Source organism: Lysinibacillus sp. UGB7 (assembly GCF_049058285.1).
Taxonomy (GTDB): Bacteria; Bacillota; Bacilli; order Bacillales_A; family Planococcaceae; genus Lysinibacillus; species Lysinibacillus sphaericus_B.
Genome location: NZ_JBMGUV010000034.1, coordinates 33,907 through 55,434 on the forward strand (window position 1 = coordinate 33,907; position 21,528 = coordinate 55,434).

The window sequence follows — 21,528 nt, forward strand, 5'->3', positions numbered from 1 at the left end:
CACTATTCTTCAATGTCATGAAGGAGATTTCATCACTTGCCTTGAATTCAATATCAAATGGGGAATATTTCTTCACTGAACTGATAAGTAACTCACCCACTTGAGGTACAATAAGGGAAGATATATTGTCACAATCTATTTAAATGAACTTTTGCTCATTTTTAAAATATAGGTAAAATGGCAATTTTGTCAATCACACATTCCTTTGGTAGAATAGAAGTCTATCTTTAATTTCCAAGCGAGGCTAAATTATAAAAAAAATTATTTGTGCCTGTTACTAGCTATTGACAGGAAATGCTATTATTATTAGGAAGAGAACGTAATCAGAACATGCGTTTGTTTTTTGGAGGGGAAATTTTTTGGCGAATAAACAGTCACCTAGCGTCTATAATGATGACGCCATTCAAGTATTAGAAGGATTAGAAGCGGTACGAAAACGACCCGGCATGTATATCGGTTCTACAGACGGCCGAGGACTTCATCACCTTGTTTATGAAATCGTGGATAATGCGGTGGATGAAGCACTCGCTGGCTTTGGTTCTCATATCATTGCCACAATTCACAAAGATCAAAGCTTAAGTGTTCGAGATTTTGGACGTGGTATGCCAACAGGTATGCACAAAATGGGCAAGCCTACTCCAGAAATTATTTTTACTGTGCTACATGCAGGTGGTAAATTTGGACAAGGCGGCTATAAAACGAGTGGAGGTTTACATGGTGTAGGTTCATCTGTAGTCAATGCTTTGTCGACATTTTTAGAAGTAACGATTCATCGAGATGGCAAAAAATATCAGCAACGTTTTGAAAACGGTGGACATCCTGTTACAACACTTGTAGAAATTGGTCAAACTAAACAAACAGGCACACTCGTACATTTCCTACCAGATGACACAATATTCTCAGTCACAAAATTCAACTATGATACACTTGCGGAACGTTTACGTGAGTCTGCGTTTTTATTAAAAGGCTTAAAAATTGAATTAATCGATGAACGCGAGGAAGGTAAAAGTGATGTTTTCTTTTATGAGAACGGCATTGAAGCTTTCGTTGCGTATTTGAATGAGGAAAAAGATGTACTCCATCCCGTGAAATATGTGGAAGGTATACAAGATGATATTGAAGTAGAATTTGCCTTCCAATACAATGATGGCTATTCTGAAACTATTTTGTCGTTCGTGAACAACGTACGTACGCGTGATGGGGGAACACATGAAACAGGTGCTAAAGCTGCCTTGACACGTGTTTTTAACGAATATGCACGTAAAATAGGCTTACTTAAAGATAAAGATAAAAACCTTGAAGGAACAGATATTCGTGAAGGGTTGGCTGCGATTGTTTCAGTCCGCATTCCTGAACATTTACTGCAATTCGAAGGACAAACAAAAGGAAAGCTCGGTACAAGTGAAGCTCGTTCTGCGGTAGATTCCGTAGTATCTGAGCAGATATTGTATGTTCTTGAAGAAAACGCAGAGCTGTCAGCATCACTAGTTCGTAAAGCTATACGTGCCCAGCAAGTACGTGAAGCGGCGCGTAAAGCCCGTGAAGATGCCCGTAACGGCAAGAAAAATAAAAAAGCGAGCACCATTCTGTCTGGTAAGTTAACGCCTGCCCAGTCACGGAACGCTGCTAAAAACGAATTGTATTTAGTCGAAGGCGATTCTGCTGGTGGTTCAGCTAAGCAAGGTCGAGATCGTACGTTCCAGGCGATTTTGCCGTTGCGTGGTAAAGTGATTAACACGGAGAAAGCGAAGCTCCAAGACATTATGAAAAACGAAGAAATCTCAACCATTATCCATGCTATTGGCGCTGGCGTTGGCACAGATTTTTCCGTTGAGGATTCAGCCTACGATAAAATCGTTATTATGACCGATGCTGATACAGATGGTGCTCATATCCAAGTATTGCTATTGACGTTCTTCTATCGTTATATGCGTCCATTAATCGAAGCAGGGAAAATTTTCATCGCGTTACCACCTCTTTATAAAGTATCAAAGGGTACAGGTAAAAAAGAGGTCATTGAATATGCTTGGACTGAAAATGATCTACAACATGCCATCAACAAAGTAGGGAAGGGCTATATTATTCAACGCTACAAAGGTCTTGGTGAGATGAATGCTGACCAACTGTGGGATACAACGATGAACCCTGAAACACGTACATTAATTCGTGTGACGATTGAGGATGGCGCACGTGCTGAACGACGTGTAACAACGTTAATGGGCGACAAGGTAGAACCACGTCGTAAATGGATCGAAGCAAATGTAAACTTCGGTATGGAGGATGATTCGAATATTTTAGACAATGAATTCATCCAACAAGAGGAGGACCAAGCATGAGTAGTACGGAAAAGTTTCAAGATTTACCATTAGAAGAAGTAATGGGTGACCGTTTTGGTCGCTATAGTAAATATATCATCCAAGACCGCGCGTTGCCTGATGCACGCGACGGTCTAAAGCCTGTACAAAGACGTATTCTATTTGCCATGTATACAGAAGGGAATACAAATGAGAAACCGTTCCGGAAGTCGGCTAAAACCGTCGGAAACGTTATCGGTAATTACCACCCACATGGTGATAGCTCTGTCTACGAAGCGATGGTACGGATGAGCCAAGATTGGAAAGCACGTCATATGCTGATTGAAATGCATGGTAATAACGGCTCAGTTGATGGCGATCCACCTGCGGCAATGCGTTATACAGAAGCAAGACTTTCTGCAATTGCAGCGGAGATGTTACGCGATATTGGCAAAAAAACGGTTGAATTTGTGCCAAACTTTGATGACCAGGATATGGAGCCTACTGTTTTACCCGCTCGCTTCCCAAATCTACTTGTCAATGGTTCAACAGGGATTTCAGCCGGCTATGCTACAGATATCCCACCGCATGCCCTTGACGAGGTGCTAGATGGAGTTTTAATGCGTTTAGATAACCCCAAGTCAACGGTTGATGAGCTGATGACGGTCATCAAGGGGCCTGATTTCCCAACTGGGGGCATCATACAAGGTGTAGACGGTATTAAAAAAGCGTATGAAACAGGGCGTGGCAAAATTATCGTACGTGCCCAGGCAGTGATTGAACCTTTAAAAGGGGGCAAAGAGCAGATTGTTATTACCGAGTTACCGTATGATGTCAATAAAGCGAACCTTGTGAAGAAAATTGATGAGCAACGTGTCGATAAACGTCTTGAAGGGATTGCGGAAATTCGTGACGAATCGGATCGTACAGGTTTACGCGTTGTTATTGAATTGAAAAAAGATATTCCTGGACAAGGTATTTTACATTACTTATTTAAAACAACTGATTTGCAAGTAGCTTATAATTTTAATATGATCGCTATTCATAATCGACGACCGACGATGATGACATTACCTTTATTGCTTGATGCTTATATCACACATCAAAAGGAAGTTGTCACAAATCGTTCTATTTATGATTTACAAAGAGCCAAGGATCGCTCTCATATTGTAGAAGGGCTTATAAAAGCGCTGTCAATTTTAGATGAAGTGATTGCGACAATTCGATCTTCTAATGATAAACGTGACGCTAAAACGAATTTACAAGTGAAGTTTGACTTTACTGAAGTGCAATCAGAGGCGATTGTTAGCTTACAATTATATCGTTTAACCAACACAGATATAACGGAACTTCGCACAGAACAGGAAGAATTAAATACACTTATCGCAAAGCTTGAAGGCATTCTTAATAGTGAGGCAAAGCTCGTGCGTGTCATAAAGCAAGAATTACTCGATATCAAAAAACGCTTTACTGAACCACGTCGTTCAAAAATCGAACATGAAATTGAAGAAATTAAGATTACATTAGATGTGCTTGTCCCTAGTGAAGAAGTAGTTGTTACGGTAACGAAGGATGGCTATATTAAGCGTACCTCTACACGTTCTCATGCTGCGTCAAATGGCCAAGATTTTGCTATGAAGGATTCTGATTATTTACTGTATGAGGGTAATTTAAATACGCAACATCATGTGCTGCTTTTCACAAATCGTGGCCATTATATTTATCAGCCCGTGCATGAATTACCAGATATCCGCTGGAAGGATCTCGGCCAGCATATTTCAAGTATTGTACCGACTAGTGAAGACGAGTCGATTATAGCAGTATATGGCTTCGAAACATTTGAACAGCCAAATACCTATATTTTAACGGCGACCAAAGATGGGCAAATTAAGCGTTCTCCACTAGCAGATTATGCGGTAACGCGTTATTCGAAGCCAATTAAAACGATGAATGTGAAGACTGGCGATGAAATGATTTTTGCCGATATCATCACTGACGAAGCAGAGTTATTATTAATAACAGATACAGCCTATGCGATTCGCTTCCCGATAGAAGAATTGCCTGTTACGGGTGTGAAAACAGGTGGGGTTAAAGGCATAACGCTGAAAGAAGGCGAAGCTTTAGTAGGTGTAACAATCTTAAAGCCAAGTGACACGGAATACGTTGTGATTGTGACACAGCGTGGGGCAGCGAAGAAAATGAATGTCGCCGAGGTAGATCTGGCAAGTCGTGCAAAACGTGGACTAAAAGTATTAACAGAATTAAAAGCTAATCCGCATCGTATTGTGGCGGTTATCCGAGCTACTGATGAAGAGCAAATCCTGGTAGAAACGGAAAAGGGTGTACAAGAAGTAATTGATGTGAAAGGGCTAACGCGCTCAGATCGTCACTCAAATGGCTCCTTTAAAGTCGATATAGCGACTGACGGTGCGATCGCCCATGTTTTAAAAGTAAAAAATGATAAATAAAATTAGGTAAACAATCTAGCCCATGTTCTTACCGAGAACTGGGCTTTTTGTGATTTCATAGTTCACAATCCGCTCTGTACATAAATAGAGTCTTGTCATTTCCATTGAGATATGGGTATAATAGTCCTCGAAAAGTTCATAAGTTAAGAATGTAGGGGGGCTGGTAGTTGCCAGCTGAGATTGTGTCCGTTAAGACGCTGACCCTTTGAACCTGATTTGGCTCGTACCAGCGTAGGGAACATCTATTCAAAAATAGTGTATGTTATTTTTTTGATACCGATTTCAAACGTCTGGGATGACTCCTAGGCGTTTTTTTATGTCTTGGTATTCGCGCACACGCTCGTGTCGCTTCAAATTCATATGTGACAGACAGGTACATGTACCCCAGTCATTTTGGAATACTTAGCGCTATTTACGTGAAAACGGAGCGAATGCGTTTTTCTTCTGGTAAATCATTCAAACATGGACACTTTCACACTACTTACTGGGAGGATTCAGCATGAAGAGATGGTTATTGATTCTTGTTGCAGCGCTATTAACCTTAGTTGGCTGTAACGAAAAAGAGGATAAAAAAGAGTCGAATGCATTAAAAAAAGTATCGGTCGTACTAGACTGGACACCTAATACAAATCACACAGGGCTTTACGTAGCTAAAAAACTTGGCTACTTTGAGGAACAGGGCTTAGACGTAGACATTCTATTACCTGGCGATGCAGGGGCTGATCAACTCGTTGCATCAGGCAAGGCTGAGTTTGGCGTAAGCTACCAAGAAGCGATTACACAGGCACGTGTCCAGCAAGTTCCTTTAGTTTCGATTGCAGCCGTTATTCAGCATAATACGTCTGGTTTTGCGTCACTTGCTGCGAATGGTATAACTTCTCCAAAAGATTTTGAAGGCAAAACGTACGGCGGTTGGGGTGCGCCTCTTGAACAGGCTGTACTGCAATCATTAATGCAAACAGAGAATGCAGATGTCAATAAATTAGATATCGTCAATGCCGGTGATTTAGATTTCTTCACCATGTTGCAGAAAGATATTGATTTTGCCTGGATATACTATGCTTGGACAGGTATTGAAGCGGAACTACGTGGGGAAAAACTCAACATGATGTACTTAACAGACTATAGTGAACAACTTGACTACTATACACCCGTACTTGCAACCAATGAAAAAATGATTTCACAGAATCCTGATACGGTAAAGGCATTTATTGCGGCAGCTGCAAAGGGCTATGAATATGCTATCAGCCAACCGAAAGAAGCGGCGGATATACTACTTGAAGCGGCACCAGACTTAGATAAAGAGCTTGTACATAAAAGTCAGGAATGGCTAGCAGACAAGTATCGAGATGATGCCACACAATGGGGTGCGCAAAAATTAGCCGTATGGAAAAACTATGCTGATTGGATGACAAGTAATAAAGTCTTAGAAGGGGAGTTCAACCCAGAAAAGGCGTTTACCAACGATTTTTTACCTACTAAGGAGGCAAAGTAAATGGCAAATTCATTAATAAGTGTACAAATCATACCGAAAACTGAAAAATATGAGGACGTTATTCCTTTTGTTGATGCGGCTATCGCTATTATTGATGCTTCAGGAGTGAAATATGAGGTACATCCACTTGAAACGACAATGGAAGGCGAGCTCTCTACCTTGCTACAAATCATAGAAGAAATGAATAAAAAAATGATTGCGCTTGGGGCTATAAACGTTATTACACAAGTGAAAATTTTATATCAACCAACAGGTATAACAATGGGGACATTAACGGAGAAATATCGAGCATGAAACAGGCGATAAAGCAAGGGAGGACGATCATTTTTATCGTCTTCCTCTTATTCGTCTGGGAACTAATTGTTCAATTTGCACAAATTCCGCATTGGCTATTACCAGCACCGAGTGCCATTTTAATAGAAGCGATTCAATCGTATCAAGCATTTTTACCACATGTCTTAGCTACTGTCCAATTGGCACTTTTAGGTCTAGCTATTGGGATATTGTTTGGGTTAAGTGTCGCAGTATTGTTACATCGTTCAGCTATGATTCGGGCATTGTTCTATCCCATTCTAATTGTGTCACAAAATGTACCTATACTTGTCTTAGCACCTCTGTTAATCATCTGGTTTGGCTTTGGCTTATTACCTAAACTCATCATTATTTGTTTGGTTTGCTTCTTTCCAATTGTTATTGCAGCTATGGACGGATTTCGGCAAACCTCACCTGAGTTAAAACATTATTTTGCGATGATCGGAGCAACGAAAGCGCAAACATTTTGGAAACTTGAATGGCCAAATGCCTATCCTGCTATTTTCTCAGGTATAAAGATTGCAGCTACCTATAGCGTTATGGGTGCCGTGATTGCAGAGTGGCTTGGTGCTAAAAAGGGCATTGGTGTCTATATGACACTTGCACAATCTTCCTTTCGTACGGACCGTGTATTCGTGGCCATCTTTGCGATTGTCTTATTAAGCTTATTGTTATTTAGTGTTATTCGTATGCTCGAAAAACTTGTTGTGAAAGGGAGGGGATTACATGCTGAACATTCAAGACATTGATAAAGCCTTTGGTTCACTGCAAGTCATACAAAATCTGTCCTTCGAAGTAAAGAGAGGCGAATTTGTTGCGATTATCGGCCCATCTGGTAGTGGAAAAAGCACACTTTTTCAGTTAATTGGTGGTATTTCAGCTATAGACGAGGGAGCTATTTTGTTAAACGATGAAGACATACAGCTAAAAAGAGGAAGCATCGGCTATATGCCACAGCAACCATGTTTACTCCCTTGGCGTACAATTTTAGAGAATGTTACGATTGTTGAGGAACTACAGCATAAACCAAATATAGAGCAGGCAAGGGCTTGGCTTGAAAAGGTAGGACTTGCACAGTTTGAAAATGCCTTTCCAAACGCGCTCTCTGGAGGCATGCAGCAACGTGTATCGTTTATTCGGGCAATCGTAAGTGAGAAACCTATTTTATGCTTAGATGAGCCTTTCTCAGCGCTTGATGAGTTTACGAGACTTGAAATGCAGGCATGGCTGTTATCTATTTGGGAAAAACATCGAAAATCGATTTTGTTTGTCACACATAATATCGAAGAGGCTCTATTTTTAGCAGATCGCATTATCGTGTTAACGAAGCGCCCAGCCACTATCAAGAAGGAAATAATCGTACCGTTTGCTAGACCCCGTTCAGAGGACATTCGCCATACAGCAAGCTTTAATGCGTTAAAACAACAGTTATTTAACTATTTAAAAGAAGAAAAGGACGATGCTTATGTTGATTGACGCGCATATTCATTTAGATCAGTATAAGGAACATGAAATTCCGTTATTGCTGAAAGAGGCTAAGCAGGTAGTGGCTGTTAGCACAGACTTAGAATCTTGTGAAAAAACATTAACCTTGGCGCGAGCCTATCCTCAGGTTAAAGCTGCTTTTGGCTTTCATCCTGAACAAGCTTTACCTAATTCTGAAGAGGAAGACGCTCTTTTCACTTGGATACGTCTACACGCAGAAGAGATGGTGGCAATCGGTGAGGTAGGTCTACCTTATTACTTAAAGCAAGAAAATGCCGTTGATTATATACCTTATATTTCGTTATTAGAACGATTTATCGTGCTTGCAAAAGAACTAGAAAAACCAATTGTGTTACATGCTGTTTATGAAGATGCCTCCATGGCATGTGATCTACTTGAAAAGCATGGCGTCACCAACGCACATTTCCACTGGTTTAAAGGCGATGACGAGGTTATTCAACGTATGATACATAACGGTTATTTTATGTCCATTACACCAGATTGTACGTATGAAACGGAAATTCAACAGCTTATCAAAAAGGTCCCAATAGAACGCATGATGGTAGAAACAGATGGACCATGGCCGTTTGATGGTCCTTTTACAAATAAACGCACATCACCACAAATGATGCACAAAACGATAGAGGTCATTGCAACACTTAAGGGTCTATCCATGCAGGAAGCGGCTACTAACATTACTCAAAATACGGAAGCATTTTATAGGCTATAAGAATATGGATACGAAGAAGCAACAGCGTATAGAGCGACTACTCGTCTACATGCTGCTGCTTTTTATACTTTGTAAATTTACGGTCGATGGATTCTCGTTTCGTTTTTGTTACACGTTCATGCGTACTGAACGGGGAAGACTGACGATTTTTCTCTACATCCTTACCTTTTGTACGTTTGATATGCATTCGCTTCTTTTTTGCCCCAGATTGTGTCATCGTTCTCTACCTCCAACTGTCTTTACCCATAATAGTACCGAATAGGGGAGAAAAAGTAAAACCTCGCAAGCTAGAAGCCTACGAGGTTACTGTCATTCTATTAGTGTGATACGTCTTGTACAGAAATACCTGTGTTAGCTTTAACATCCACTTCACGGTATTTTGCATCGTTAGATTCTTTAGAAAGTAACGTTCCAATGAATCCACCTAAGAATCCAAGAGGTACTGAGATTAAGGCTGGGTTTGTTAACATGATTAACGGATCACCAACGAAAATCGCTTTACCTTCAACCGGATTCCATACGTTAGGAGATACTGCTACTAGAATTAAAGCTGAAATTAAACCTGTTAACATTGCTGTCACAGCACCGGCTGTATTGAATTTCTTCCAGTAAATTGTGTAAATAATAACTGGTAAGTTTGCAGAACCTGCAATACAGAATGCTAGGGATACTAAGAATGCAACGTTTAATGTTTGTGCACCAAGTGCAAGTAAGATAGAGATAATAGAGATTGTGATTGAACCAATACGAGCTGCAAGTACTTGCTCTTTCTCTGTAATTTTTCCTTTTTTAATAATTTGACCATAAATATCATGTGATAGGGCAGAAGCACCTGACAGTACCAGACCAGCAACTACCGCTAAGATTGTTGCGAATGCTACCGCACAAACGAATGAGAATAGGATGTCGCCACCAAGTGCTTCCGCAAGAAGTGGAGCAGCCATGTTACCAGCAGCGTTTGCCGCGATAATCTCTTCTTTACCTACGAATGCAGCTGCACCGAAGCCTAAGAAGATTGTTAAAACGTAAAACAGTCCTACAATCCAAGTTGCCCAAATTACTGAAGAACGAGCTGTTTTTGCATCTTTTACAGTGAAGAAACGCATTAAAATATGTGGTAGCCCCGCAGTACCTAATACTAACGCAATTAACATCGAAATCGTGTCAATGCCATTTGTGTATTTAAGACCAGGGTTTAAGTACGCTGCACCGCTTTCAGTTACAGTTGTCATTTCTGTAAACATTGTTGAAATACTGAAGCCAAACTCTTTTAATACTAGGAATGAGATAATTACTGTACCTAACATTAAAAGACAAGCTTTAATAATTTGTACCCAAGAAGTGGCAGTCATACCGCCGAATAAAACGTAAGTAGTCATCATAACACCTACGATTAAAACTGCAATCCAATAGTCGATTCCTAGAAGTAATTGAATAAGTGCGCCTGCACCAACTAGCTGTGCAATCATGTAGAATAAAACAATTGTAATTGTACTTAAAGCTGCTGTACCACGAACCTTTGCGTTGTCGAAACGTGCAGTGATCATGTCAGCTAAAGTGAATTTACCTAGGTTACGTAATGGCTCAGCCACAATATAAAGTACCACTAAGTAAGCTACTAAATAACCAATAGAGAAGAAGAATCCATCAAATCCGAATAGTGCAACAGCACCAGCGATACCTAGGAAAGAAGCTGCTGATAAGTAGTCACCAGCGATAGCTAGTCCATTTTGCCAACCTGTTAAACCGCCGCCTGCAGTATAGAAATCGCTTGCAGATGAAGTACGTTTAGATGCCCACCATGTAATGACTAATGTAAGACCAACGATTGCTACGAAGAAAAATATTGCTATAAAGCTCATGGACGGCCACCTCCGTTTTCATATTCAGCGATAATTGCTTTTGCTTCTCTGTCAAAACTATTTGCTTTCGCAACATATAAGTGACATAAGCTCCAAGTCATAATGAATAGTCCTGCTGCGTAAATCCACACCCAAGTAATTTCCCCAAATGCCTTCTGGTGTAAGATTGTTGTGTATGAAGTAAGAATTGGAAGCAACATGTAAGCCGCTAAAAAGAATGCAGTCATTGACCAAAGAAATGCATTCTTTTTTCTTACAAGTGTTTTAAACGATTCTTGATTTGCAATTGCATCATAGTCGATAACGACGCTTTTGCTTGCTTGATTGTTCGCCATAAACATTCCCCATTTTGTGTTTATTTTTACTGCTTTAATGCTTGATTTTGCTACTTTAGTGAATTCACATCTTAATTTTATGAGAGAGTTCACAAAATTGCAATACATTTCAGAAAAATTATGCAAAAAAAATTTTCTGAAAAATAGACTTTAAACAGAAAATTCGTGACAAAGCCTAGAAATTAAAGGGTTTTGGAATATTCAGATAAATACAAGAAACTAGGATAATCCTAGCTTCTTGACAAAAAACAGAGTTTCAAAACCGAGAAAAAAAGCGTTTTTTACAGAAAAAATAAACACTATTTAACTAGTGAAAAATGGGTTTTTGCTGATATTTGGAAAAGAAATAGTATTGTTCGATAAGTAAAATACTTGAATTTTTATAATAATAAACAGAAAAAACCCGACCGAAGTCGAGCTTTTTAGTTGCAATTTTCACTTAAAAATAGATGATGGAAATGTCAAAAAATCAATGAGAAATATCTGAAACAGAAACACCTGTATTTGCTTTTACGCGAATTTCTTTGTAAATACGTTCTGCTTCTTCTTGTGACACTTTGTTAGCAGTAAGAACAGAGCCTAAATAACCTGCTATAAAGCCAAGCGGAATGGTAATAATGGCCGGAACAGCTAATGGTACTAGTGGATCACCAACAAAGATAGCAGCGCCTTCTATAGGGCTCCATACGTTTGGACCCATTGCACCTAATATTAAACATGAAACCAAACCTGTTACCATGGCCGTAACAGCGCCTGTAGAGTTGAATTTTTTCCAATAGATTGTGTAGAGAATAACTGGAAGGTTAGCAGATGCACCTATACAGAAAGCAAATGATACTAAGAATGATACATTTAAGCTTTGTGCAAATAATGCAAGAATAATAGAAACAATGGCAATAGAAATAGAGCCTGTACGAGCTGCTAAAACTTGTTGTTTCTCTGTTAATTTACCGTCTTTTATGATTTCACCATAAATATCATGTGAAATAGCAGATGCACCTGTTAAAACCAAACCAGAAACTACCGCTAAGATTGTTGCAAATGCTACCGCACAGATGAACGACATTAACACGTCACCACCCAGGAATTCGGCAAGTAGAGGAGCTGCCGTGTTACCAGCTTTACTCTCAGCAATAATGTTATCAAGACCTACAAAATGCATAGCACCGAAGCCCAGGAAAATAGTTAAAGAGAAGAAGATAGCTGTAATCCAAGTTGTCCAAGAAATAGACGCACGCGCTGTTTTTGCATCTTTTACTGTGAAGAAACGCATTAAAATATGTGGTAAACCAGACGTACCTAATACAAGGGCCATCATCATTGAAACAGAGTCAATTGAACTTGTGTATTTTAAACCTGGCACTAGGAATTGTTCGCCGTGGTCTGCAGAAATTGTATCGAACATTTTGACTAAAGAGAAGTCAAACTTAATCAGTACAAGTGTAGCTAGTAAGCCTGTACCAAATAATAGAAGGCCAGCTTTAATAATTTGTACCCAAGATGTAGCTGTCATGCCACCAAATAATACATATGTCGTCATCATGACACCGACAATTAACACCGCAACCCAGTACTCAATACCAAATAATAATTTAATCAATGCGCCCGCACCAACTAATTGAGCAATCATGTAAAGAATAACGATAATAATTGTACCTGTGGCCGCAACACCACGAACACGCTTTTCATTGAAACGAGCTGTTAACATATCTGCTAAAGTATAGCGACCTAAGTTACGCATAGGTTCAGCAATTACATATAGAAGAACGAGGTTTGCTACTACATAGCCAACGGAGAAGAAGAAACCATCAAAACCCGTCAGCGCAATGGCACCAGAAACCCCAAGAAAAGCAGCAGCCGATAAATAATCACCAGCAATCGCAAAACCATTTTGCCATCCTTTCAGACCTCCTCCAGCTGTATAGAAGTCACTTGCGGAAGAAGTACGCTTCGCTGCAATATACGTAACTACTAGTGTTAAGCCAACGATGCCTAAGAAGAATCCAACTGATACTAAATTCATTTATTTTCCACCTTTCGCATGATATTCTGCTAAAACTGCAGCTGCAGCTCTATCGAATGAAGTAGCTTTTTTTACATATACTGTACAAAGAACAATGGTCATGATGAATAATCCCGCTGAGTAAACCCAAACCCCCGTAATACTACCAACAACTTGTTGTTGTAGTACAGGTTGAAAAGCAAGGATTGGCAATAAGATATAAAGAAATAAAAACCCTGCTGTCATCGAAAAAAGGAAAGTATTTTTCTTTTTAACGAATTTGTTGAACGATTCCATAGCTTCAATTGCATTATAGTCAACTGATTGCACGTTTTTGTTCTTAGTAATATTAGCCATTATTATTCCCCCTAAAGTTATATATTGCTGTTTTAAACGACATATTTCTTTTTGTTTCGTCGTTATATTCACTTATTTTATGAGGAAGATTCCTATAATGCAATACTAAATTTTGAGTTTTTTTAATTTTTAGTCTTATTAATCAAGCGGAAATAATGTAGAAATAATAAGGATTTAATAGAAATAATACGCATAGAAGAGAAAGGGATTAACGAGTGAAATAGTATTATTGAAATAACTTAGTGATAATAATTTTGAATGTAGGAGAAAATATAGACACGAAAGAGAATTTTGAGTATTTCGTTTATTTTACTATTAAATTAACGAAAGGAGAGATAAGCAAAAATAAATTGTTATATAACAATTTTATGACCCTTGGGAAATAACCAAAATAATAAAAAATTTTTTTAAAGAATCCTTTATTTTCTGGAATATAAAGGATTAATTGTTACCGAAATTATACAAAACCCAGCTAGAAACTAAAAAGATTTTAAAGTTCAAGTCCGTTATCTTGTATTTAGATTCTATAATTTATACAATTAACAGCGATGATAAATTAAAGGGAAGTGAATAAATCGATGAAAAAGAGAAGTATCATGCTGATTGGGATACTTATAGTAAGTAGCTTATTGGCAGCTTGTGGAAGCTATAAATTTGAACCTGAGTTAAATATAGAGGTGCAGGATTTTTCGCTTACAAATCAAAACAATAAGGAAGTTAGCTTAGATGATTTAAAAGATAAGCCGTGGTTAGCAATGTTTATCTTTACAAATTGCACGACAGTTTGCCCGCCTATGACATTTAATATGACAGAGATTCAAACGGCTCTCCAGAATGAAGACATTGAGGACTATAACATTGTAGCGTTTAGCGTGGATCCTGATGTAGATACGCCAGAAGTGTTAACAAATTATTTAAATTCTTATTCGGTTGCTGATAGTAGTAAATGGCAGCTATTAACCGGTTATAAGCAAGAATATATTGAGCAATTTGCAAGAAAATCATTTAATTCTTTAGTGAAAAAATCTCCAGGTAATGACCAGGTCGTACATATGTCGAGCTATTATTTAGTCAATGCAGATGGCCAAGTCGTTAAAGATTACGACGGCGCTACAAATGTACCGGTAGAAACAATCGTTGCAGATATGAAAGCTTTAACTAAATAAAAAATAAGCTCAGAAGTCTACATGGCTATCTGAGCTTATTTTTGCATTTTTGTCTCAATATTATAAGTATACTTAGCAATGAAACATAACTTCCTATAATTTATATTATGTAAACTAAAATTATTTGGCGTGGAGGAGGGCTTGGATACGTCAACTCCCCATAATATCTGTTGTATATGGACAAGAATCTACAGACATTTTGGACAAGAATGTCCGGACATAATATAATTCCCTACTTTTTGGGCAAGAATGTCCAGACAACGCACATTTTTCCGACTGTCTTAATATTTCTTCTCCATGTGCTCGTACTGTTCCACAGTTATGCACATTAGTGTTGGTTGCGAACGTTGATTTTATAATAGTTAGAAGAAACCCACGTATTTTGAAAAAAGTTTGATCAAAATGAATGGGTTTTATTTAAATGCGAAGTTATTTTTATCAAACTATATTACAAATTATCGAACTTTATTTTAAATGACCAATCTTTTTTACAAACTACAACCTTTTTTTCTTCCAGTAATAGGCTATTATTTTATTTAAGAAACAACGTTTATCTCTTTACGAGCAAATACACATGTCCAAAACCTAAAAATGAATTTAAGCTTCTGTATATTGTCCAATCTTTCTGAATTTCTCATAACGATCCTCAATCAATTGTTCGCCATTTAAAGAATTCAATGCTTTTAGTGTGACGCTTATACAATCTTTTATATAAATTGCTTGCTTCGCAACATTACGGTGTGCTCCACCAGTTATTTCAGGAATTATTCCATCAATAACGTCGAGCTCTTTTAAGTCAGGTGCTGTTATACGCATTGCTTCTGCTGCTTGCTTCCCTAGACTACCATCTCGCCATAAGATCGATGCAGCACCTTCAGGCGAGATAACCGAATACGTTGAGTTCTCTAACATAAAGACGCGATTAGCTACCCCTAATGCAATTGCACCACCACTTCCGCCTTCTCCAATAACAATACTAATAACTGGTACTGTTAGAATCGTCATTTCAGCAAGAGTTCTGGCAATGGCTTCACTTGGGCCGCGTTCCTCGGCTGCCTTACCTGGATAGGCACCTTTCGTATCAATAAAACAAATAATTGGGCGCTTAAATTTCTCAGCCTGCTTCATTAAGCGTAATGCCTTACGATATCCTTCTGGGTGTGGCATACCAAAATTTCGGCGAATATTTTCTTTAGTTGATTTTCCGCGCTGGTGTCCAACAATTGTTATGGGCTGTCCTTCAAAGAGAGCGATTCCTCCAAGAATAGCCGCATCATCACCAAACGAACGGTCTCCATGTAACTCTATAAAATTTTCACAAATAGCTTCTATATATTGTAATGTTGTTGGACGTTCAGGATGTCTAGCAACCTGTACACGATCCCATGGTCTCATATTGGTATAAATGGATTGTTCTAGCTGAGTAAGGCGTGTTTCAAGCTTTTCGATTTCGCCTGTGATATCTACATTCGCTTCGGTAGCAATTGTTTTTAACTCATCAATTTTTTCACGTAATTGTACTACTGGTTCTTCAAAAGCTAAATTTTTAGACATGTTGCATGCCTCCTTTCGTATGCATTTTTACAAGCATTGCTACTTGGTTTCGTAAATCTTTTCGATGGAAAATTGCATCAAGCTGACCATGCTCTAGTGAAAATTCTGACTTTTGGAAATCATTCGGTAGTTTTTCTCTTAATGTTTCTTCTATTACACGGCGACCAGCAAAGCCAATCAATGCTTGCGGTTCAGCAATATTAATATCTCCAATAGAAGCAAAGCTTGCCGAAACGCCACCGTATGTAGGATGCGTCATGATAGAAATAAACAATAGTCCTTCTTCACTATGATGTTTTAATGCCGCACTCGTTTTTACCATTTGCATTAATGATAGAATACCTTCTTGCATGCGCGCTCCACCACTAGCAGTAAAAATAATAACCGGTACACGTAATTCAATAGCTTTTTCAACGGCACGTGTGATTTTTTCTCCTACAACGGAGCCCATTGAGCCCATACGGAAATGAGAATCCATAATGGCTACAACAATTTCTTCTCCATCAAGAGTACCTAACCCAGTCAGTACAGCTTCGCTTAATCCCGTTTGTTGTTTAGCCACTGAAATTTTTTCTACATAATCAGGGAAATTAAGTGGATTACTTGTTTGTAAATGATCATCCATTGAAACAAATGAACCTTCATCTAAGAGATATGCTACGCGCTCCTGTGCAGTCATTTTGAAATGATGGTCGCATTTTGTACACACTTTATGATTTTTTTCTAATTCCTTTGTTAACTGAATGTGACGGCATTCTGGACATTTTGTCATAAGTCCTTCTGGAAATCCCTTTTCCTGTCCGTCCTCTTTCTTTTTACTAAATAAGCTACGTATTACCATGTTTTACTCCCCCTTTGTTGTCTAAATGCCTTGTTCAGCATTCATCCACTGTTCGTAAGCTTTTAATGCTTCTTTTTCATAGCCAAGCTGCATCGATTTCAACATAGTTTGAATGATTAATTTTTCTTCTTCTGTTGAGTTTCGATTTAAACGGTCACCGGCATAAACTGCTAACTGAAACCAGACTTTTAGTGAAAGACGATTTCCTGACGTGATGATTATTTCTCGTAAAACATCCCGACAATTAATCGTACTTTCTATCTCTAGCTTTACAAAAAAACTGCCCCACACTGGTAGTGTTCGCAGAGTCTCTGTACAACTTATAACGCGAATGGCTTCCTTTTCATGAATTTGTCGCGTTAATTCGACATCCTTTTTGATTTTTCATCTTCTAATATAAACATCGACAATATTTCTACGAGCTGATGCTTTTGTAGAAGCTAGAAACGTACCTTCCCCATGTCTCGTTTCAATAAGACCTAATAACTCTAAACTTCGCAATGCCTCTCTCACAGAGGATCGCCCGACACCTAGACGTTCTGAAAGGACTCTTTCGGAAGGTAACTTTTCACCAGCCTGTATTTTTTCTATTTTAATAAGTTGTCGTAATTGTTGGACGATATCTAAAAACACTTTCTTTTGTTCGGTTTTTTTATCCATACGATCAACTCCTCGGTCAATCTATTCGCCTTGGAATAATTATTGCTGTCGCTTTCCTTTCGCGCAGATAAACAATGCATCCAAAGGCTTTATCTTCATTCAGTATCTTCATTCAGTAGGTGTTTGGATACCTACTAAAAAGAAACAAAATCCACCACCTTCAGATGATGGCGTCTCTTACTGAATGAATTCAAAAGTGGTCTGGCCACTTTTGAAGTTGGCTTTATCTTACAAAATAATTATTTGAAAGTAAAGAAAAAACTGCATAAAAATTTATGCAGTTTCTAAAATTCCCTTCAATTTCATATTCTTTTCGTCGTTTGTGCATATTTTATTTTCACTTGAGGTCTACCAAAGCGCTTTTCAAGCGTTCTCTCAATGTAAAGCAATTCATCTTCTAGTAAAAGCTCTTGAACAAGATGAAAAACTTGCGGGAATAAGGTTACAGAAACCGTTCCAAACTCATCCTGAAGCATGTAAACGGCGACCTACAAGGAAAGCACGTACCTGGCATCGTCCGGACGTGGCCCACTGAGCCAATACCCAGGGTTATTAATCGTAACTTTTTTATAATCGTCGCGACTTTATTTTAAACATCGTATCCTTTTTATAAACATCGCAACTTTATTTCAATTCTACAAAAAGTTATAGTAATTTAAACTTTTGTGTCTTTAGTTTCATTGATCCTACTTTTTGGACAAGAATGTCCAGACTTTTAATATTAAACAAATAAAATACTATAGCCAAGTGTTTTAATTAAGTTGATTCAATAAATTATTCACTTACATCTCTTTCTGATGCATATACCTTATGTTCATATTAAAGAAGTAAACCTACTCATTATGGTACATTCTGAGTAGGTTTAAATATTAAGAAGCAAAATTAAATAACTATTGATTTAATCTCTTTTTTAAAAGCTTCATAATTAGATTCTTTTAATTCGAACAAATTAGTATTGTTCCAATCGCTTATATCAGATAAAAATTCGCTTATATTACCTGTAATATTTTTTACCCTTTTTAATTCTTGTAAAGGTTGTATTTTACTTATTTCCTGTGTTATTTTGCTAATCATATATAATTAATCAGCACTAGGGATTTAATGGCTCGACTACATGCAACATAAAATAATTTGTTTGTTTTTTGAAAGATTATTACGTTCTTTCATGGGAGTTTAAGTATATTTCTTCACAAGGTGATTACATGCCATGCGTAAGGAGCAATACTTTGTTCAATTCGCATTTTACTACCTCAGGATACTGATATGTACGCTGTAATTGATTAGCTGTTAGATTCTTAAGTAAATATATCCAGCGTTCATGTAAACAATCTTTTTTTCAAACAGTACGACTTTATTTCAAAGACACAACGAATTTACTACACGCTTTTTATTTATCCCACACTCTCATCTGCTAGTACTACTATTTTTTATTACCAAATTAGCCGTTTCACTCGGATGGTTTAGAGGAAAATGATGACCATATGGAACAAAATCAACCTTACCAAGATGCGAAGGAGCAGAATAGCCTCTGTCATAATCCCCCCAAATAATGCGAAGATTATACTTTGTTACTTCATTTACTTCATTGAAATCACCTTGAACGTTTTTAAATAGTAAACTGTTAAGCTGAACCGTGGTATTTAAAATTCTAGGAGAAGTAAAACTGTTACTTATTTTTTCAATATAATGTTCAGGGATGCTCTCCGTACTTTCAAATAAACCATTACTTAATAAATAACGCTCTATCAAATTAGTAGTTGCCAATTTCAATGTCCATTTGTTCAAAAATTGAGGAACATTTATCGATTTAGCATTTTTTTTAGCAACAGGTGGCTGAAGTAAAGTAATTGTATACTTCTTATCTATGTACTTTTGTACTAATGCTTCCAAAAGAATATACGCACCAAATGAATGGCCAATTAGATGGGCACCATTAGTAGCTTTCTCCAACAACTTTTTCACTACATTCAAATAGATATCTAGAAGATTTTTCTCTCGTTTAAAAGGAGAACGTCCCAAACCTGGAAGATCCAAGATCCATACAGGTTGACCCGTTTTTTCATGAAGCTCTTGTCCTAAAGGAAATAAATCCTCTCCATCACTCAATAAACCATGTAATAAAATAAACGGTTTACCCTCTCCTTGTAATTGGTAAATGGTAGTGTTATCGCATAATGTTCGTTTAAATAAATGATTATGCTGGCCATTTGGATACATCATTCGATAATCCAGATCAGCTACTACGGCAGGGAAAAATTTCATTACACTCGTCTTCTTAAACCAATCTTCTCCCATAATTTTTTTCGCTGAACCATTTGAAAATGTTCGGTTTGTAATAAAATTCAGCCCATCAGCAGGAATTTGTGTTATTTTACTTACTCCACTATTCATAATTGTTTTCATAAGTGGCATTGGGACAGAGATTTTAGGTGCCCTTATATTCATACTTTCCGATATAACACTTAATAATTCAGAAATGTTCTGATCATGCTGTTTGTCTTCAACAAGTGTATATGTTTGAATAGTCGGTTGCCCCAATCTGAAAACCTGGACAATAAACTTCGCAAGCTCATCATTTGAAATAAGTGGTAAACTATATCCCTTACCTCCAGGAATCACTGGCATTAGCCCTTTTCGCATACTCTTCACAAGCAAGCCTAAGCCTCCTGTTTGCTCCGTACTCCCTGTTTTACTACTACCAACTACAGTTGGTGGATTAATTACTGAAAGCGGATAACCTACTGTTGATGCCTGCTGACGGATATAAAGATCTGCTAAAAATTTTGTTCTCTCATATGGATTTTTTATTTTCAAATAATGGTTTCCTTCTTTAAACACATCAATCGCAATCTTGCTATTTTTATCATCAAAGGGACTCATATAACCTACAACATGAATAAATTGTTGCAATCCCTTCAATTGATGAATATTTTTAGCGAATTCACTAATATGTTGGGCACCATTCAAAAATACGGAAGCTGCCTCTTTGCTTGTCGCTTGAATATCCATGGGGCCTCCTGCGTGAATAATCGCATCCGTTTTCAATACCCTCTCCTTATCTTCAGCACTTAGACCTAAGTCTATTTTCGTCAAATCACCTTCAATAAAGTGCATAACTGCCTCTTTTAAGATACCTCTTTCTTGATAAATGCGTGTTGCTTTACTTTTCGACCTCACTAAAAGGAGTATTTTAACATCCTCTTTGGCTAATTCTTTCACTAATTGCTTTCCAATAAAGCCTGTTCCACCAGTTAAAAATACTGTTCTCATATAAAATCCCCTTTTTAGTACTATTCAGTACTAATTTGATGTAAAAAAAATGCTTCTTTTATCGAAGCAAGTTAAAAAAATGATCTGCTGTTTTCATGATTACAGTTGCATCCTTCAGTGTTTCTGAAATAAATAGCGCTCCTTCAAGATTTGTAATAAAAAGAGATGCAACCTCGTCAATATTAATTGTCTTTCTAAATTCACCATTCTCTACCCCTTGTTTAAGTAATAGAGAAACTTTCGTTTGTAATCCTGCAAAAAAAAGACCTATTTTTTCTTTTACTTTTGTGGCATTTGTAGGGCTTTGAATATAAAGCGTAATAAATGGACAGCTCCCCTTATATTCTCTCGTCTGAACTCCTTGTGATAATTGCTTTAAAAACAGTTGGATACGATCTTCAACTAATAATTGGTTTTGAGATAGTAAGCCATCAATTGCAGATTGATACATTTCAATCCAATAATCAACGACCCCTTCCAACAATTCTTCCTTATTAGAGAAGTGATAATACACATTAGACTTTGAAACTTTGCTTACACGAACTAATTCATCCATGCTTGTATAAGCAAACCCTTTTTCTAAAAATAATGTTGCAGCTACTTCAATCACACGTTTTTGATTCATTAATTTTACCCTTGTCATAATTAGTACTGTACAGTACTATAATAGGTGTTGCAAGTATTTTTGTTAGTTTAA

Annotated in this window: 18 protein-coding genes, 1 pseudogene and 1 riboswitch; of the genes and pseudogenes, 8 read left to right on the top strand and 11 right to left on the bottom strand. The window is 37.6% G+C overall.

Going from position 1 to position 21,528, the window contains the following annotated elements; genetic code table 11:
- Window positions 1–359 precede the first annotated feature (359 nt).
- The 7 genes from parE to ACOMCU_RS22845 all read left to right on the top strand — a co-directional run bounded on the left by parE (window position 360) and on the right by ACOMCU_RS22845 (window position 8,784).
- On the top strand, window positions 360–2,336 hold the full coding sequence (gene parE, locus ACOMCU_RS22815; RefSeq protein WP_010859375.1) for a DNA topoisomerase IV subunit B: 1,977 nt from the start codon (window positions 360–362) through the stop codon (window positions 2,334–2,336).
- Window positions 2,333–4,762: a DNA topoisomerase IV subunit A gene (gene parC, locus ACOMCU_RS22820; RefSeq protein WP_421051517.1), complete on the top strand. Its 2,430-nt coding sequence runs from the start codon at window positions 2,333–2,335 to the stop codon at window positions 4,760–4,762. Before parE ends, parC begins: the two co-directional genes overlap by 4 nt.
- Before the next feature lie 143 nt (window positions 4,763–4,905).
- A riboswitch (TPP riboswitch) is annotated at window positions 4,906–5,017 on the top strand.
- 244 nt (window positions 5,018–5,261) lie between these two features.
- Complete coding sequence (locus tag ACOMCU_RS22825) at window positions 5,262–6,257, top strand: ABC transporter substrate-binding protein (protein ID WP_421051518.1); 996 nt, start codon at window positions 5,262–5,264, stop codon at window positions 6,255–6,257.
- On the top strand, window positions 6,258–6,551 hold the full coding sequence (locus ACOMCU_RS22830; protein ID WP_010859372.1) for a thiamine-binding protein: 294 nt from the start codon (window positions 6,258–6,260) through the stop codon (window positions 6,549–6,551). It abuts the gene before it with no gap.
- Window positions 6,548–7,318, top strand: a complete 771-nt coding sequence (locus ACOMCU_RS22835) for an ABC transporter permease (RefSeq protein WP_421051519.1) — start codon at window positions 6,548–6,550, stop codon at window positions 7,316–7,318. Before ACOMCU_RS22830 ends, ACOMCU_RS22835 begins: the two co-directional genes overlap by 4 nt.
- Complete coding sequence (locus ACOMCU_RS22840) at window positions 7,296–8,045, top strand: ABC transporter ATP-binding protein (protein ID WP_421051520.1); 750 nt, start codon at window positions 7,296–7,298, stop codon at window positions 8,043–8,045. The genes ACOMCU_RS22835 and ACOMCU_RS22840 overlap by 23 nt, the downstream gene beginning before the upstream one ends.
- Window positions 8,035–8,784, top strand: coding sequence for a TatD family hydrolase (locus ACOMCU_RS22845; protein ID WP_080647655.1), 750 nt, complete (start codon window positions 8,035–8,037; stop codon window positions 8,782–8,784). The genes ACOMCU_RS22840 and ACOMCU_RS22845 overlap by 11 nt, the downstream gene beginning before the upstream one ends.
- 37 nt (window positions 8,785–8,821) lie before the next feature.
- Here the strand turns inward: ACOMCU_RS22845 and ACOMCU_RS22850 are convergent, their stop codons facing one another.
- From ACOMCU_RS22850 to ACOMCU_RS22870, 5 genes are all read right to left on the bottom strand, one after another.
- Window positions 8,822–9,001, bottom strand: a complete 180-nt coding sequence (locus ACOMCU_RS22850; RefSeq protein ID WP_010859368.1) for a hypothetical protein — start codon at window positions 8,999–9,001, stop codon at window positions 8,822–8,824.
- A gap of 100 nt (window positions 9,002–9,101) precedes the next feature.
- Window positions 9,102–10,646, bottom strand: a complete 1,545-nt coding sequence (locus ACOMCU_RS22855) for a cation acetate symporter (protein WP_421051521.1) — start codon at window positions 10,644–10,646, stop codon at window positions 9,102–9,104.
- Window positions 10,643–10,981 (bottom strand): DUF485 domain-containing protein, encoded by a 339-nt coding sequence (locus ACOMCU_RS22860; RefSeq protein WP_010859366.1) that lies wholly within the window; start codon window positions 10,979–10,981, stop codon window positions 10,643–10,645. Before ACOMCU_RS22860 ends, ACOMCU_RS22855 begins: the two co-directional genes overlap by 4 nt.
- 469 nt (window positions 10,982–11,450) lie before the next feature.
- Window positions 11,451–13,004: a cation acetate symporter gene (locus ACOMCU_RS22865; RefSeq protein ID WP_421051522.1), complete on the bottom strand. Its 1,554-nt coding sequence runs from the start codon at window positions 13,002–13,004 to the stop codon at window positions 11,451–11,453.
- Window positions 13,005–13,340, bottom strand: a complete 336-nt coding sequence (locus ACOMCU_RS22870; RefSeq protein ID WP_010859364.1) for a DUF485 domain-containing protein — start codon at window positions 13,338–13,340, stop codon at window positions 13,005–13,007. It lies immediately after the preceding gene.
- 578 nt (window positions 13,341–13,918) lie between these two features.
- On the opposite strand from ACOMCU_RS22870, the gene ACOMCU_RS22875 reads away from it, so the two are divergent.
- On the top strand, window positions 13,919–14,506 hold the full coding sequence (locus ACOMCU_RS22875; RefSeq protein ID WP_421051523.1) for an SCO family protein: 588 nt from the start codon (window positions 13,919–13,921) through the stop codon (window positions 14,504–14,506).
- 597 nt (window positions 14,507–15,103) lie between these two features.
- On the opposite strand, the gene ACOMCU_RS22880 is transcribed toward ACOMCU_RS22875, so the two are convergent.
- From ACOMCU_RS22880 to ACOMCU_RS22905, 6 genes and pseudogenes are all read right to left on the bottom strand, one after another.
- Entirely contained in the window at window positions 15,104–16,060 is a 957-nt protein-coding gene (locus ACOMCU_RS22880) for an acetyl-CoA carboxylase carboxyltransferase subunit alpha (protein WP_421051524.1), read from the bottom strand.
- The gene (accD, locus tag ACOMCU_RS22885) at window positions 16,053–16,901 is read right to left on the bottom strand and encodes an acetyl-CoA carboxylase, carboxyltransferase subunit beta (protein WP_421051525.1); all 849 of its coding nucleotides are present in this window, start codon (window positions 16,899–16,901) and stop codon (window positions 16,053–16,055) included. Before accD ends, ACOMCU_RS22880 begins: the two co-directional genes overlap by 8 nt.
- A gap of 21 nt (window positions 16,902–16,922) precedes the next feature.
- Window positions 16,923–17,561: pseudogene (locus ACOMCU_RS22890) on the bottom strand (FadR/GntR family transcriptional regulator).
- Between the two features lie 302 nt (window positions 17,562–17,863).
- Window positions 17,864–18,037, bottom strand: a complete 174-nt coding sequence (locus ACOMCU_RS22895) for a hypothetical protein (protein ID WP_157059193.1) — start codon at window positions 18,035–18,037, stop codon at window positions 17,864–17,866.
- Window positions 18,038–18,965: 928 nt separating this feature from the next.
- Entirely contained in the window at window positions 18,966–20,831 is a 1,866-nt protein-coding gene (locus tag ACOMCU_RS22900) for an alpha/beta fold hydrolase (protein ID WP_421051526.1), read from the bottom strand.
- A 58-nt stretch (window positions 20,832–20,889) separates the two neighbouring features.
- Window positions 20,890–21,456 (bottom strand): TetR/AcrR family transcriptional regulator, encoded by a 567-nt coding sequence (locus ACOMCU_RS22905; protein ID WP_036130195.1) that lies wholly within the window; start codon window positions 21,454–21,456, stop codon window positions 20,890–20,892.
- Window positions 21,457–21,528 lie beyond the last annotated feature (72 nt).